This is a genomic window from Acidobacteriota bacterium (assembly GCA_016196035.1).
Classification (GTDB): Bacteria; Acidobacteriota; Blastocatellia; order RBC074; family RBC074; genus JACPYM01.
The window spans coordinates 41200-57129 of the sequence record JACPYM010000057.1; the positions used below are offsets into that span (position 1 = coordinate 41200).

Below are 15930 nucleotides of genomic sequence, written 5' to 3' on the forward strand. Positions count from 1 at the left end.
TGCAGGCTTGGCGTAAGACCAAATTATGCCGGAGGGTTCTCTTTCAGCATCCATCGGTCTTATGCCAAGTCTGCACGCTGGAAGCGGTGCGTACCCAGGCTCATCTATGCCAAGGCAGTTCAGAAGCGCAACAGCTCCAGATAACGCAAACTCAGCGGGATATTCGTTGGTGCCTCTGGCTCTTCGGCCTCAATGAAATAGTGCTTGATGCCGATCTGCTTGGCCGCGCGTAAGACGGCGGGCCAATCCACTTTGCCGGTGCCCAATATGACGCTGGTGTCGTCTGTCGTGTCGCCCGTCAAATCGCCCGGCACGTCTTTGCGCAAATCTTTCAAGTGGAGCATCACGAAACGGCGCGGATATTTCAGCAACAGTTTGGCTGCATCCTGCCCGCCGTGCGTGGCCCAAAAGACATCCAGTTCAAAACTCACCAACTCCGGCTTGGTCTGTTGCGCCATCCAATCGAACAGCGTCCCGTCGCCTTGCGGCTGAAATTCGTAGCCGTGCGGGTGATAGCAAAATTTCAACCCGGCGGCTTTGAGCACCGCGCCCGCTTGGTTGAAGACCAGCACCGCCTGCTTCGCCTGTTCCAAGGTGAACGGATGCTCGTGCGGAATCCAGGGGCACACGACATAACTCACGCCCAGCACGCGCGCAGCGCTGACGATCTCATTCACTTTGACACGCAAGTCATCGAAATCGGCGTGCATGCTGACGGCTTTCAAACCCGCCTTGTCCAATTCACTGCGAAAGGCCGCCGCCGTCATCCCGTAATAACCCGCCGTCTCGATTTCGCGGATGCCCATTGCGCGTATGCGCGCCAGCGTCGCGGGGACGCCCGCATTTTTGAATTCGCCGCGCAGGCTGTAAAGCTGAACGCCCACAGGCCCCTTGAAGGAACGCCCGACGCCCGCCGGGTCTTTCACCGGTTTGGCCACTGGCGCTTGCAACGCCACTGACGGGTTGAAGGCGGACGGCGCATCAGGCGTTTTCATCAACGCACTGCGGAAAGGCAAAGTCACTGCACAGAGTCCCAACACCAACACCACACCCAGCCACACACTCGTTTGCGTCACTTCCCTTCCGAGGCGAAACAGGCTTTTGAGCGGGTAAGCCTCAAGCTTGGCAAGATTGCTTCTCATCATTCGTCCCGGTTTTTGGTCAGGGTTAATCGGAAAACCGCTGCCGCACAGTGGTTCGTTGTCGTGGGTTGATTCGTAGGATGGCGCGGAGTTTAGCAGCGCGGTTGAAAAATGAAAATAGCTGTCTTGTGCTGGCACCCCGCCCGTTAGCATTGGATGGCTAGTCACTTCCATTGCAACACGAAATCCATCACAGCCTGGCAGGTTTTCAATTCAACCAGCACATTCGACGTTTCCGCTTCTTTCCGCAGTCTCAGTCGCTCAACTGAATCCCAAGCCACCGGACGCAGGCGTTTCTCGGCAGTCTCAGTTGCGGGCACGACGCGCGCCAGCAACCAATACTTGCCCGGCGCCAACGAGGCAATGCTGAATTCCCCGTTCGTGCCAGCCTCAGCTTCCGCATAGCGCAATACATCATCTTTGGCCTCGGGTTCCGCCGGAACCAAAAAGACCCGTAAACTCGCTGGCAGCTTTGCGCCTGTCGCTGGTTTCACTACGCCCTTCAAACTGGCTGCGCCAGGCGCGACGGCGACGACCAATCCGCTGACCCTGTCGCCCGCTTTGACGGGCAAGCCATTGCGCGCCGGTTCGGGCAGCGCCGGATTCGCGGGCGTCAGCGACAACGCTCTGAGATACCAACTCGCATCGGGAAAGCGCGCGGCAATGCGGTAACGCCCGGTGGTCAGCCCGCGCAAGCTGAACGCGCCTTGTTGTTCGGCGACGGCGGGCGCGCTTACGCCCAGGGCGGCGAGGTCAATTTCAGGCTTGGGGTTCGGGTCGTCTTTGCGGGCGAGGATGACAACTTCATCCAGTTGGGATTCGCGCGGATTGGCGCATTTGGCGGCTGCCGCTTGTGCTGCCGCCTCAGCGGGCTTTTCCAAAATAACTTTGCCTTTGATAACAGCGAGCGGCGTCAGCGCCAAATCCACGCCGCTCAGGTCAGCGCCGTTGATGGTGATGCGACGCGGGGCGGCGGCGGATTGGTTGTCATCGCTCAGCGAGACTTGCGAGGCAATGAGTTCGTATTCGCCGTTGGGCACGCCATAAAACCCGTAGCTGTTTTGTCCCGCGCTGGGAATCATGACGGTCATGGCGACAGCCTCAGTCGCACCGGGACGTTTCAGCAAGACCACCGTCGAGCTTTGCACCGCCACCATTGTATTGCCCGTTGTCAGCCCCGTCACCTTGCCGCTGATGGCGAAGCCGCTTTCGCCACGGTAGCGAATATCCATGCCGCTGAGTTCTTCGCCGCTCTGCACGGTGATGGGCGTCGCGGTGTCGCGCGTTGCGCCCGGGTAATAAGTCGGCACATTGCCGCGAAACGGCGTCGTTGTCCCCAACGAGAAGCCCGTTGCGCCGGCGACGATCAGGTACTTGCCGGGCTGCACGCCGTACAAACGATAGACGCCGCGATCGTCTGTCTGCCGCATGATGATCTGCCCGCTGCCGAGATCCATTGAGAAGGCCGCTGTAACCGACGCGGCTGGATCGAGCGAGACCGTACTCACCTCAACCCCAACCACAGGTTCGCCATTGGCCGTCGTGACTTTGCCGGTGATGACGCCGCCTTTGCGCATGACCAGCGTGACGCTTTCGCCCAGGTAGTGATATTCCGGATTGGCGGGGTCGAGGGGTTGCGCGGGCAAATAGCCCGGCGCTCTGGCGATGACCGTATACGGCGAGGGATCGAGACCGGTCGCTTCGAATTTGCCTTCGGCATCGGTTTTGAGCGCCATGCGGCCACTCATCATTTTTTCAAGTTTTCCGCTCAGCGCGAGTATCGAGATGACGGCGCGCGGGATGGGCTGGCCGTCTTCGCCAACCACGCGGCCGCTGATCGTGCCGGTGCTGCGTTGCGCAGATGCTGTTGTGCAAAGGGTGAGTAGCGTTAGCAATGAACGGCAGATCGTTGCATTCAGAAATGAAGAGCGGCTGAGACACATGACTATTTCTCCTTGGTGGTTAATTCAACCACGAGCAATACCTCTTGCCGGGCATTGTCGGCCAGCACGACGGTTTGCGTGCTGTTTTGAGATTTCACGACAGCGTTATCCGGCGTTCGGATGCTGCCAACGCTCACTTCATAAACACCGGGAACAATTCCATCAACCGTGAATTGACCCCGCGCATCGGCATCGGCGTATGCCGTTGGGTTGCCAGCGCTGGTGTCTTTTTGCTTGGCGATGACCCTAATTCTAGTGCCCGGTGGTAGCGCGCCGCCGCGCACTTCGACACGCCCCATCAGGGTGGCAGTGCCAAAGGCGACGACGAGCCGGACGTTATTGACGGCCGTTGTGCCGGTGACTTCCAGCTTCGCAATGACAGCGCCGTTCTGCTCGACGCGCAACAATTTCAACGTGCGCTCTTTCGGATTGTTGAGGGTGATGCTGAATTTGCCCGGACGCGCGCCGCTGAGTTTGAATGAACCATCCGGCCCCACTGTCCCCATCGCCATACTCGACATGGCTGTCATCATTGCCGAAGGGTCCTTCATATCCATGTCAGGCAGCGCCTGCACAATCGTCCCGGCCAATTTGGCGAGCGACTTCGGGTCTTGCGCGCCGTCCAGCACGACGCGGCCAACGATCACCGCGCCTTTGGACATCTTCAATTCCAAGCCGCTGACATCGCTGCCGGTGATTTCGACATTGAGCGGTTCGCCATAAAACTCCGAGCCGGAACCCATCAGCGCCGTAATGTTCATGACGCTGATCGAATAACTGCCCGCTGCCAACCCTTCCAGCCGGAATTCGCCTTGCGAATTGGTGGTGGCGGGCGTCATGCCAAAGGGCATGCCACCTTCACTTTTGGCTTTTGAACTGTAGGCGATCATCACGCCGGGGACGGGCTTGCCGGTATCGGCTTCAATTACGCGGCCACTGGCGACATAACCTTTCTTGGCATCGGCGCGCACCATCACGATGTTGACGCCTTCGACTTCGGCACCGGGAGCAATCTCAATGATGCGGGCCTCGGCTTCAATGGCTGTGCGCGGATGATAAGTCAGTTGAAATTCCTTGCTCATGCTGAACAGCGCGGTCTCATTCGGCTCGGCGCCCACGGCCACCAAGTAACGCCCCGGCTCAACCCCGAACAGGCGGTAGACGCCGCGATCATCCGTGCGGTTCAGTGAGAGGAGCGCCAAGCGCACAGGTTCGTTGACTTTCTTGCCTTGCGCATCCAGGCGGATGAGTTTGACGGCCTCTTCGATCATAGGGCGATTTTCGTCATCGGTGACTTTGCCGGTGATGACGCCGCCGCGCCGCAAACTGAAATTGAGGTTCTCGATATTCTCATCAGCCCCGACATTGACCGACTGCCCGGCGCGGAAGGGTTCATCTTTCTGATCCTTGATGTAAACGGGCGCATAAACCTGCAAACGATATTTGCCTGCGGGCACTTTGCTAAAACGAAAATTGCCATCGGCATCGGTCGCGGCTTTGAGCGGCGGCGCTTGGTTGAGGATTTCCATGCCTTCGGCTTCGCGTTGCAACAAGACTTGCAGACCCGCGAGCGCGCCGCCATCCACAGTGACACGCCCAGCCACCGAGGCCGTCCCAACGGCTGCCGGAGCTACAGTATTTTGCGCAAAGATTGCTGGTGAAAGCAGTGCCAGGGTGAATAGAACTGTGCAGCAATATGTTTTGGCTGGCTTCATCGGTTTCCCCTTTCTTGAGCGGCTCTGGGAACGGAGTGGCAAATCAGATGTTGTAAGTAGGCGCGCAAAAACAAGCAGGCATTTAGATAGGACGGACAAGATTTACCAGCAGATTGACAGGATTCAAACCGCACAGTGCCGGCCAGATGTTTCAATGCTTGCCTGTTAAGCCTGTTAGCAATCTTGTCAATCCTGTCTAGACTTGCTTATTTTTGCCTTTGAACTTAGCTCCGCACTGCAACATCACAACAGCGCGCAGCTTACTCCTTGGCACCCGCCCCACGCAAAATCTTTCCAGCTTTGGCGCCTGTGTGACGACCTTGCTCGATGACCACCTGCCCGTTGACGATCACATACTCGAACCCGGTCGCAAACTGTTTGGGTTGTTGAAAGGTCGCGTTGTCCTTGACGCTCTTTTCGTCAAAGATCACGACATCCGCCGCCAGCCCCGGTCGCAACACGCCGCGATCCCACAGATGAAAGGTCTGCGCGGGCAACGAAGCCATCTTCCGAATCGCTTCTTCCAAACTGACATACTGCTTATCGCGCACGTAAACAGCCAGCACGCGCGCATTGTTGCCAAAGCCGCGCGGATGCGGGATGGAATTGCTGTTGATGTCCTGCACGCCCGCGTCAGAGGCGATCATCGTGAAGGGCTGTTTGAAGATTTTCTCGATGTCCTGCTCGGACATTTTTTGCAGCACGACCTGCGCGCCGCCCGCCAATTGCAGGTCAATCGCCTGTTCGGCTTGGGCGTCAGCGGCAGCAGAGTTGCGTTTGAGCTTGGCGATCTCGGCGAGGTTCTTGCCGTTGATAGTTTGATCGGCCTGATGGTTGGCGATATAGACGAAAGACAAATCGGCGAAGCCCTGCTCGGCGGCTTTGGCGAGGATTTCTTTTTTGACCTGGGTGCGCGTGGCGCTGTCTTCCAGGCGTATGCGCGTCTCGTCGCGTCCGCCTTCAAACACCCAGGATGGAAAGACAATACCGATGCCGGTGCTGCTGGCCGGATACATGTACTGATCTACCGTCACTTGCTGGCCGCGCGCGCGGGCGTCGGCGACCAGCTTGGTGGTAATGGCGCTCGCGCCCCAGCGATTCTTGCTGGAGATTTTGAAATGCGAGATTTCGACCGGGCAGCCCGTCAGCCTGCCGATTTCGAGCGTCTCATTGATGGCGGCTTCGACCCGCACACCTTCATCGCGCATGTGCGAGGCATAAACGCCGCCGTAACTCGCTGCGACTTTCGCCAATTCGGCGATCTCATCCGTCTTTGCATAAGTGCCTGGGACGTATTCCAAGCCGGTTGAGAAACCCACCGCGCCAGCGCGCATGGCTTGCTCGACCAGATTGCGCATCTTGTTCAATTCATCAGGCGTCGGCGGGCGATTGAAATCACCGTCCATGCCAGCGTGACGCACAGTATTGTGGCCGTAGAGTGTGGCGACATTGAGCGAAATGCCAAGCTTTTCCAGTTGCTCAAACCAATCGCTCAGGTTCAATTCAGAGCTACCGCAATTGCCGGTGACGACCGAAGTCACGCCCATGCGCAAAAAGTTTTCAGCCTGTGGCAAGCGGTTGATAGCGCCTTCGATGTGCGTGTGCACGTCAATAAAGCCGGGCGCGACGATCAGCCCTTTGGCATCAAGTGTGCGCGCGGCACGGGCGGGATCAATTTTGCCCAGCGCGGCGACGCGACCATCTTTAATCGCCAGATCGGCCAACATCCACGGATTCCCCGTACCGTCCACGATACGGCCATTGGTAATGAGCAAATCAAATTCGGGCGCGGCGGAGGTCGCGCGCGTTACCGGCAAACTTGTCAGCGTGACGACCAGCAAAAACACAGCGGAAGCGATGCGCATGATTTCTCCCCTCAAAGTTGAACGCGATGAAGACCAACACAACGATGCCCCGCGCCAATCATACTCGACCGACTGCAAACGCCAAATTTTTTGCCGCGCTTTTGCCGCCTGCGGCGCGTGACAAATCCAGCGTGAGCCGGTACATTCCAGCGCGCCGTTGTGCACTTTCACGAGCATTGCCTTTCGTGGGGCGGCGCGGCTGGTTTTTACCTTCTCAAGTCACAGGTTGAAAACCAGCCCCACTGTCATCAGACAAAGCGACTTCAACTTTAGACAAAGCGACTTCAACTTTCACGGATGTTCGTACCAAGCCAGCAGGCTGTCTACACACACCCGCATAGACGAGAAACCAATGCCATCTTTATCACACCCTCTGCGCTCTTTGCGGCTCGCGCTCGCGCTGGCTGTCGTTTGTGGTCTGAGTTTCATGGGCTATCGCGTGCGCGCAAGCGAGACCAACGGGAGTTGGCTGCTCCGGCTCAAAAACGCGCCTGCGGCAGTTTGGGCGGCGGTGTTTCAGGCCAACCCTGAAACCCTGAGCCAAAGCGGGTTGGCGACGGACGGCAACCGCGCGCGGCTTGCGGCGCAGCGTTTTACCGCGTTGCCCTCCGCGTTGCCCACTGCGTTGCCCTCCACCTTACGAAGCTGGGAGGCGCTCGACGACCTGAAGCAGCCGGGACTGTCTGATTCGCTCCCGCCCGCAGCCTTCGCGCCGCTCTTACCCGCCATGACCGGCTGCGCGACCTCCAGCTTCGGCGCGGCCACCAATTTCGGCGTCGGTGTTGGCCCTATCTCAGTCGCCATCGGCGACCTCAATGGTGATGGCAAGCCTGACCTAGCCACAGCAAATGATATCTCCAACAATGTCTCGGTGCTGCTGGGCACGGGCACGGGCAGCTTTGGCGCAACCACCAATTTCAGCGTCGGGACAGGCCCTGCCTCTGTCGCCATCGGCGATCTCAATGGTGATGGAAAGCCCGACCTAGTCGTAGCGAATCGCTACGACAACAATGTCTCGGTGTTGCTGGGCACGGGTACGGGCAGCTTCGGCGCGGCCAACAACTTCGGCGTCGGGACTACGCCTGCCTCTGTCGCCATCGGCGACCTCAATGGCGATGGCAAGCGTGACTTGGCCGTGGCGAATGCCAACTCCAACACTGTCTCGGTGCTGTTAGGCACTGGCACGGGCAGCTTCGGCTCCGCCAACAACTTCGATGTCTGGTATGGCCCTGTCTCCGTCGCCATCGGCGACCTCAATGGTGATGGCAAGCTTGACTTGGTTACGGCGAATTTCCGTTCCAACGATGTCTCGATGCTTCTGGGCACTGGTACGGGCAGCTTCGGCGCAGCCATCAACTTCGGCGTCGGGAGTTTCCCTTTTTCCGTCGCCATCGGCGATCTTAATGGCGATGGCAAGCCTGACTTGACCGTGGTGAATTCCAACTCCAACAATGTCTCGGTGTTGCTGGGCACGGGCACGGGCAGCTTCGGCGCGGCCTCCAACTTCGGCGTTGGAATTAACCCTGAATCCGTGGCGATCGGCGATCTCAATGGCGATGGCAAGTCTGACTTGGCGGTGGCTAACGGCTACAACAATGGCTCAGTGCTGCTGGGCACGGGGACTGGCAGCTTCGGTGCTCCCTCCAACTTCGCTGTCGGGAGTTACACTCGCTCCATCGCCATTGGCGATCTCAACAGCGATGGTAAACCTGACCTAGCTACAGCGAATAACGGCTCTAACAATGTCTCAGTGCTGCTGAATACCTGCAATGCCAGCCCGTGCGGTGGGACGAGCTTCGGCGCAGCCACCAACTTCGACGCCGGAAGTAGTTCTTTCTCTGTCGCCATCAGCGATCTCAATGGCGATGGCAAGCCCGACCTAGCCGTGGCGAATCGAGACTCTAACAATGTCTCCGTGCTGCTGGGCACGGGCGCAGGCAGCTTCGGCGCGGCCATCAACTTCGGCGTCGGGACTCAACCCCACTCCGTTGCCATCAGCGATCTCAATGGCGATGGTAAGCTCGACCTCGCTGTGGCGAACGAAATGTCCGCTAATGTCTCGGTGCTACTGGGCACAGGCACGGGCAGCTTCGGCGCGGCCACCAACTTCATTGTCGGGGGTCAACCTTGGTCAGTAGCCATTGGCGATCTCAATGGCGATGGCAAGCCCGACCTAACCGTGGCAAATCGAGACTCCAATAATCTCTCGGTGCTGCTGGGCACGGGCGCAGGCAGCTTCGGTGCGGCCACCAACTTCGGCGTCGGGACTACTCCGCGCTCCATCGCCATTGGCGATCTCAATGGCGATGGCAAGCCCGACTTGGCTGTGGCGAATACAGGCGACAACAATGTTTCGGTGCTGCTGGGCACGGGCACGGGCAGCTTCGGCGCGGCCATGAACTTTAGCGTCGGGAGTAGCCCTATCTCCATCGCCATTGGCGATCTCAATGGCGATGGCAAGCCCGACTTGGCTGTGGTGAAGTATCTCTTCTCCAGCAATGTCTCGGTGCTGCTGGGCACAGGCACGGGCAGCTTCGGCGCGGCCACGAGCTTCGGCGTTGGGAGTAGCCCTTTCTCCGTCGCCATCGGCGATCTCAATGGTGATGGCAAGCCGGATCTGGCCGTGGCGAATTCTAGTTCCGACAATGTATCGGTGCTGCTGGGAGATGGCACGGGCAGCTTCGCCGCGACCACCAACTTCGACGTCGGGTATATCCCTGTTGCCGTCGCCATCGGCGATCTCAATGGCGATGGCAAGCCTGACTTGGCCGTGGCGAGTTTCCGCTTCGGCAGTGTCTCGGTGCTGCTCAATAATTGCACTCCGCCACCAAACACAGCTCCCACCCTCACGCCTGTCGCCGCCACGCGCCAGCCGGGCAGCCCGGCCAGCAACTCCCAAATCGCCAGCACCGCCGACGCCGAAGACGCTGCCAATACGCTGCAAATCCAGCTCAGCAGCGACGGGGTGACGTTTGGCACAACGGCCACGTCGGGCGGCGTCACCGTCACGTTGACCGACAGCAACGCGGGTGCGGCGGGGACGAATCCCGATGCGCTGGGCAAAGTTTTCGCCGACATCGTGGCCTCGCGCATGGCGAGCGGCGGCAGCTTTACGCTCAAAGTCACCGACAGCGGCTCGTTGACGGCGACCGCCACGCTGACGGTCTACACGATGAATCTTGCGCTGGCCGACCCGGCGGTTTGTCTGGGGCCGGGCGGCTTGGTGGGTGTGACGTTCAGCGTGACCAATAGCGCCAACACCGCGCAACCGGTGACGGCGACGGCCAGCTTGCCCGCTGGGTTGCTGGCGCTCGCTGGCACCTGCACGGCCAATTTCGGCACATGCACAATCAACAATCCGGCCACGGTGTTATACAGCGGCACGCTGGCGGCGGGCCAGACGGCGCTTGTTAGCTATCAAACTCAGGCGGCTGACAGCGCCGCCCCGAACACGCAATTGTGCGTCAACACCACTGCCAGCATTGCCGGCGCGGCTCCGGTGAGCGTGCAGGCCTGCACCACGGTGCGTTGCCCGCCGGCGGGCCCCGGCGCGAACTATCCGTCCGCTGCCGCTATCAGCAGTCAAAAGGCCGGGTCGGTGTTGATCTTCAACCTTTACACCTCAGACGCCGCCGCCGGCAATCAGCAAAACACACGCATCGCGCTGACCAACCTTGACGCGTTGCGCACGGCCTTTGTGCATCTGTTCTTTGTGGACGGCACGTCCTGTTCGGTTGCGGATTCGTTCGTTTGCCTGACTCCGAATCAGACCTCGGCATTTCTCGCGTCGGACATTGATCCGGGCACGACTGGCTATTTGATCGCGGTGGCGACGGATCGCAGCGGTTGCCCGCTCAATTTCAACTTTCTGCTGGGGGACGCCTTCGTGAAACTTAGCAGCGGACACGCGGCGAACCTGCCTGCGGAAAGCGTTGCGGCGCTGCCGGGCGGCTTTGTGCCGTGCGACCCGCTGGCCAGCACGGCGGTGCTGAATTTCGATGACCGGATGTACAACGCCTTGCCGCGCACCCTGGCGCTGTCGAACATCGCCAGCCGCGCCGATGGCAACAACACGTTGTTAATCGTCAATCGCATCGGCGGCAGTTTGGCGACGAGCGCGAGCACGTTGGCAAATTTGTTCGGCGTGCTTTATGACGACGGCGAGACACCGTTCAGCTTCAACTTCTCGCCCGGCACGTGCCAGCTCCGCAGCATCATCAGCAGCAACTTCCCGCGCACGGCCCCGCGTTTCGAGCAGGTGATCCCGGCGGGCCGCAGCGGCTGGCTGAAGTTTGCGCTGTTTACGGACGGCGCGATTTCAGGCGCGGCCATCAATGCCAACACCAATGCGGGCATACAGGCCAATGCCTTCAATCAAGGCCACAACCTGCACAAACTGACGTTGACGACGACGGCGGTGTTGACGGTGCCGGTGTTCCCGCCGAGTTGTTAAGTCAGGGGCTATTCGTGCTCAGCAGAAATTGCCACAGAGGCACAGAGACGCAGAGCAATGCGGAACGAACCATGGAGGTTTTTAGCTGAACCATGTGGTTTCCCCTGCCGGGGCTTCGCCACTTCTCTGTGTCTCTGTGCCTCTGTGGCAGAGAATGAATAGGCCTTGGCCAGCAGTTTGCCAAAATCACCACCCGCCCGTATGATGCGCGCACTCCATTCGACAACGCAGTTCCATTCATAAACCAAGCTTTTCTGGAGGCTTTATGCGGTTGGGTGTCATCCGGCTTGCGCTTTTCGTCTCGCTGCTGTCCGGCTTCGCGCTGGCGCAAAACAACAAGACCGCCGAAGAAGTTTTGCAGCAAGCCATCGCGGCAATTGGCGGCCTGGAAAAACTGCAAAGTGTCAAGACTCTTTACACCGAAGCCGTCAACACGCGGCAGGAAATCGGGCAGAGCTACTTGCCCGCGTTCAATGAAGATTTTGCGCGTGTGCCGCGCGAGACGTTTATCACCGAGACTTGGGTGGACTTCACGACGGGACGGCGCTATTGGCTGCGCAAACTCGACAATACCCAATACGCCAACCTCGTGACGCCGACCTGGGGCGCGAATCTGGTTGGTGAGCGCCGCAACCCTCTGGGTGCGACAGTGGTTGATCTATACCAGGATCGCAATCGTCACATGACCTTTCCGGGGCCGCTCTTCACGGCGCTGGAACGCAAAGGCCAGTTGCAACGGCTGCCCGATCAGAAGTTCCAAGACCGGTTGCATTACGTCCTTGGGCTGCCTGACGCGAATCGCACCTGGCGTTTATTTATTGAACAAAGTTCCGGCTTGCTGGCCAAAATTGAAACCGATCAAAGCGCGCCTGTCCGTGGCAAAGTGGCGCTGGAATACCGTTACTCGAACTGGCAAGCGATCAACGGCGTCAAACTGCCGTTGCGCACCGAAGGGTTGAATACACAAAACGGCGCCAGCCATTGGACGATTGAAGATCAATGGGTCGAGGTCAACAAACCCGAAGGCGCTTGGTTCAGCGCGCACGCCGAAATGATGAAAGCCGGCGTTGAACGCGTGGCGCGCGACCGCGAAGCCCTGAAAGCGCCGCCCGCGCCGCTCAAATACGACAAACTGGGCGAGGGCGTTTATTACATTCGCGGCACGATTGGTTCGTTGGCGGTGGCAATGGGCGAATACACTTTCATTGTCGAAGCCCCCACGGGTGAGGCTCGTTCCAAACAGATCATCGCGTTGACAAAAGAGCTGTTCCCGAACAAACAGCTTGTCGCCGTGGGCGTCACGCACTGGCATTACGACACAGTGGCGGGGCTGCGTGCTTACGTGGCGGAAGGCGTGCGCATCGCGGCTTCCTCAACGGCAAAGGATTTCTTTGAAAAGTTTCTGACGGCCAACACCCACGATGATGCGCTGAGCAAAAGCAAAAGCAAGCCGCAATTCCTGTGGATCGAAGGCGAGCGCAGTCTTTCGCAAGGCGGCCGCACCATTCAGGCCGTAGACATCCCGAATGCGCACGCGGCGGGTATGCTAGGACTTTTTATTGCGGGCGAAGGCATTTTGTTCATCGGCGATATTTTCCCCACTAATGAACCTGCCTATGCGCAGGCCATACTGGATACCATCCAAAAACACAAACTCGATGTTAAGCAGATCGTGGGTTCGCGTGGCGGGCCAACGACACTGCAACAATTACAACAGGCGGCAGCAGTCCGCCCCATCAACTAAGCACCAGCACCTATGCAGCAAAACCAGTTGAAACGTGAACTCCTGGCCGAGTTTCTCGGCACGCTCGTCTTGATTACTTTTGGCTCAGCCGTGGTCGCCCAAGTCGTCTTGAGCGGCAATAAAAACGGCGAATATCTATCCATCAATCTGGCCTGGGGCTTTGCCGTGACGATGGGCATCTTCGTCGCAGGCGGCGTCAGTGGCGCGCATCTCAACCCGGCAGTCACTTTTGCGCTGGCCGTGCACCGTGATTTCGAATGGCGCAAAGTCATCCCTTATTGCCTCGCGCAAGTGGCTGGGGCCTTTGGCGGCGCGGCCATCACGCTGATGGTGTACCGGGAAGCTTTCAATGCCTTTGACGGCGGCCTGCGGCAAATTGCCGGCGACAAAGGCACGGCCGGCATCTTTTCAACTTACCCGCAACCTTATCTTTCGACCTTTGGCGGCCTGGTGGATCAAATCGTCGGGACGGCCCTGTTATTGTTGGTGATTCGCGGCATTGGCGATGCGCGCAATAATGCGCCAACGGGTAACATGGCGCCGCTGTTTGTCGGCTTGTTAGTCGTGGTGATTGGCATGAGTTTTGGCTTGAATGCAGGTTATGCCATTAACCCGGCGCGCGATTTAGGCCCGCGCCTGTTCACCGCTATTGCCGGTTGGGGGCCAGGCGTCTTTTCAGCAGGCAATCATTGGTTCTGGGTGCCAATCGTTGGCCCCTTGATTGGAGGCGTGCTTGGTGTGGCTATTTATGACGCCTTGATTAGCAAGCTGCACCCGGTATTGGCCGAGTAAACGCAACATGAAAATCGCAACTTGGAATGTTAATTCGATCGCTGTTCGCTTACCACAAGCGTTGGACTGGATAAAAGCCAACCTGCCGGATGTACTCTGTCTGCAAGAAATCAAATGTACGGATGATAAATTTCCGCTTGAGCGCTTCAAAGAACTGGGCTATTACGCCGAGATATTCGGGCAGCCTGCCTACAACGGCGTCGCCATCCTGTCGCGCACACCGGCCAGTAATACTCAGAAAGGATTTCCCGATGATGCGCCTGACGCCCAGCGGCGGTTATTGGCGGCCAATATCGGCGGCGTCAAAGTTGTCAACGTTTATATCCCGAACGGCTCAGAAGTCGGCTCGGAGAAATTTTTTTACAAACTAGGCTGGCTCAAACAACTCAAAACTTTTTTTGAAACACATTGCGCCGTGCAGGAACCGCTGGTGCTCTGTGGCGATTTCAACGTCGCCCCTGAAGATCGCGATGTGCATGATCCCATTCTTTGGTACGGCAAGATTCTGTGCAGCCCGGAAGAACGCGCGGCGCTGGCTGAAATCGCGCAATGGGGTCTGGTGGATGTCTTTCGCCAACATCATCAGGAGCGAGGTTTATATTCGTGGTGGGATTACCGTGGTGGCGGCTTTCGGCGCAACTTTGGGTTGCGGATTGATCACCTGTGGGCGACGGCGCCGTTGGCGGCGAAGAGTGTCGAATGCGTCATTGATCTGGCACCGCGCAAGTTAGAGCGCCCTTCGGATCATGCGCCGGTGCTGGCGGAGTTCAACGTGTAACTCAAAATAAAAAAAGCCGGCCAGCTTGCTTGCGCGCCCCGACCGGCAGAGCAGGAGTAGGCAAAAAGGAGGCGAGGTAACTTGCCTGCCCTGAGGCAGAGGTAAAAGGCAACAGTCGTGGGCTGGAAAAAGGGGCACCTTTTTTCTCAAGCTTTGGTTACTATTGCCTTTTACCTCTACTTCAGCGGCTTACTCCTGTAGTTATTTGTAGGGCCGCGGCTGAGGTGAATCCCCGTGAAGCACTCACCTCAACCGCCATTGTCAGCACACGTCGGTAGCCTACTGGACAAATGCTGACAGCCTAGCTAACTCAAAACGAAGGTAAATATCGAGTAACACGCCAGCGCAATCCGGAAGTAGAAAGCTCAATTGTAACTACTCTCCCGAAGCGGCGTGGCATAACCATAAATAAATAAGTAACAAGCTGAAACCCGGCCTGTGGTTGCCGGCCAAAATAAATCGCAATCAGCTTGAGATGTTTCAGCGCGAGTAGCGCTCCAATGCGTGGCATTGCACTTTTCCACTGAGCAAATTGTTATGCAGAAGGGTCGAAGGAGGGTAATGAGAGGCGGGTGAGTGAAATGACTCGCTAAGTAAAACTTCTAGTTATTGGCAACATGTAGCAGGAAAACAAGCTCGGCTACACACAACTCACCGAATAACTAAAAAGATTTAGTTACTAAACGAGATACACACTTTGTTCGACCACCAACACCAAATCACCAACGCGATCAACACCGACTGAACAAAGTCATCGAATCCTAAATTATGGGCAACCTATTCGGAATATCTAATGGGGATCTTTAGGCCAATTTGCGGGAGGAGAATTGGAGGGATACAACCTAAAGCTACGTCGTTAAGCGCTCTTTCAAGTTAGGCAACGCAACCTTATATGTTACGTTTCATTGGCAATCATTTGCTCACGACGCGGCGGATTCTACTCATTCGACATTAGCACGTCAACAACAAAATAACCTGATGTGTCTTTCTATCCGTTCGATGACTATGCTAGATTTCTTGTAATTCACCGAACACTGAAAACGAATCGTAACGGCTTTCCCAATGGGGTGTGCTTGTTCCCAAAATCAAAGTTTGCGTGGCGCGGCAGTCAATGCCTACATCACACGTTTTCTAACGCGGGTAGCTTCCAGCGCCGCCAATGAGCAATCCCAATATGCTTGCCGTATTTGCGGCGCCAGATGGAAGCGTGACGAGCACCCTGACGCCCCACGCGCGGAACTTATTCGCATCACAGAGTCACCCGATAGCAAGAAGGAGTAATACACGATGGCGCTGCCAACCCGGCAAAACACCGAAACCGGCGAGCTTGAAGTCTTGGTGCAAGGCGAGTGGTTGTTATTCGAGCAGTATCGCAAACAGCAGATTGATGACGCTTATCAAAATTCGGTCAAATTCTTGAGAGAAAGGCTCGGCGAAGATCATGCGCAAAGAATGGAAGAACCCGCTGAAAAGAAATCATAACAGCCCAACCGTTGTC

The 15930-nt window shown here is 57.7% G+C and carries 9 protein-coding genes; 5 read left to right on the top strand and 4 right to left on the bottom strand.

Going from position 1 to position 15930, the window contains the following annotated elements:
* Positions 1-119 precede the first annotated feature (119 nt).
* The 4 genes from HY011_16970 to HY011_16985 all read right to left on the bottom strand — a co-directional run bounded on the left by HY011_16970 (position 120) and on the right by HY011_16985 (position 6665).
* Positions 120-1145 carry a sugar phosphate isomerase/epimerase gene (locus HY011_16970; protein MBI3424628.1) on the bottom strand — a complete coding sequence of 342 codons (1026 nt, stop codon included), beginning with the start codon at positions 1143-1145 and terminating at the stop codon, positions 120-122.
* A gap of 161 nt (positions 1146-1306) precedes the next feature.
* The gene (locus tag HY011_16975) at positions 1307-3085 is read right to left on the bottom strand and encodes a carboxypeptidase regulatory-like domain-containing protein (protein ID MBI3424629.1); all 1779 of its coding nucleotides are present in this window, start codon (positions 3083-3085) and stop codon (positions 1307-1309) included.
* 2 nt (positions 3086-3087) lie between these two features.
* Positions 3088-4800: a carboxypeptidase regulatory-like domain-containing protein gene (locus HY011_16980; protein ID MBI3424630.1), complete on the bottom strand. Its 1713-nt coding sequence runs from the start codon at positions 4798-4800 to the stop codon at positions 3088-3090.
* Between the two features lie 260 nt (positions 4801-5060).
* A complete protein-coding gene (locus HY011_16985) occupies positions 5061-6665 on the bottom strand; it encodes a D-aminoacylase (GenBank protein ID MBI3424631.1) in 1605 nt (534 codons plus the stop codon).
* 352 nt (positions 6666-7017) lie between these two features.
* On the opposite strand from HY011_16985, the gene HY011_16990 reads away from it, so the two are divergent.
* From HY011_16990 to HY011_17010, 5 genes are all read left to right on the top strand, one after another.
* Complete coding sequence (locus HY011_16990; GenBank protein ID MBI3424632.1) at positions 7018-11118, top strand: VCBS repeat-containing protein; 4101 nt, start codon at positions 7018-7020, stop codon at positions 11116-11118.
* 265 nt (positions 11119-11383) lie between these two features.
* Positions 11384-12862, top strand: coding sequence for an MBL fold metallo-hydrolase (locus HY011_16995; GenBank protein MBI3424633.1), 1479 nt, complete (start codon positions 11384-11386; stop codon positions 12860-12862).
* Between the two features lie 12 nt (positions 12863-12874).
* On the top strand, positions 12875-13654 hold the full coding sequence (locus HY011_17000; GenBank protein MBI3424634.1) for an MIP family channel protein: 780 nt from the start codon (positions 12875-12877) through the stop codon (positions 13652-13654).
* Positions 13655-13661: 7 nt separating this feature from the next.
* Positions 13662-14432, top strand: a complete 771-nt coding sequence (gene xth / locus HY011_17005; GenBank protein ID MBI3424635.1) for an exodeoxyribonuclease III — start codon at positions 13662-13664, stop codon at positions 14430-14432.
* Positions 14433-15719: 1287 nt separating this feature from the next.
* Positions 15720-15914 carry a hypothetical protein gene (locus HY011_17010; GenBank protein MBI3424636.1) on the top strand — a complete coding sequence of 65 codons (195 nt, stop codon included), beginning with the start codon at positions 15720-15722 and terminating at the stop codon, positions 15912-15914.
* Positions 15915-15930: the final 16 nt, after the last annotated feature.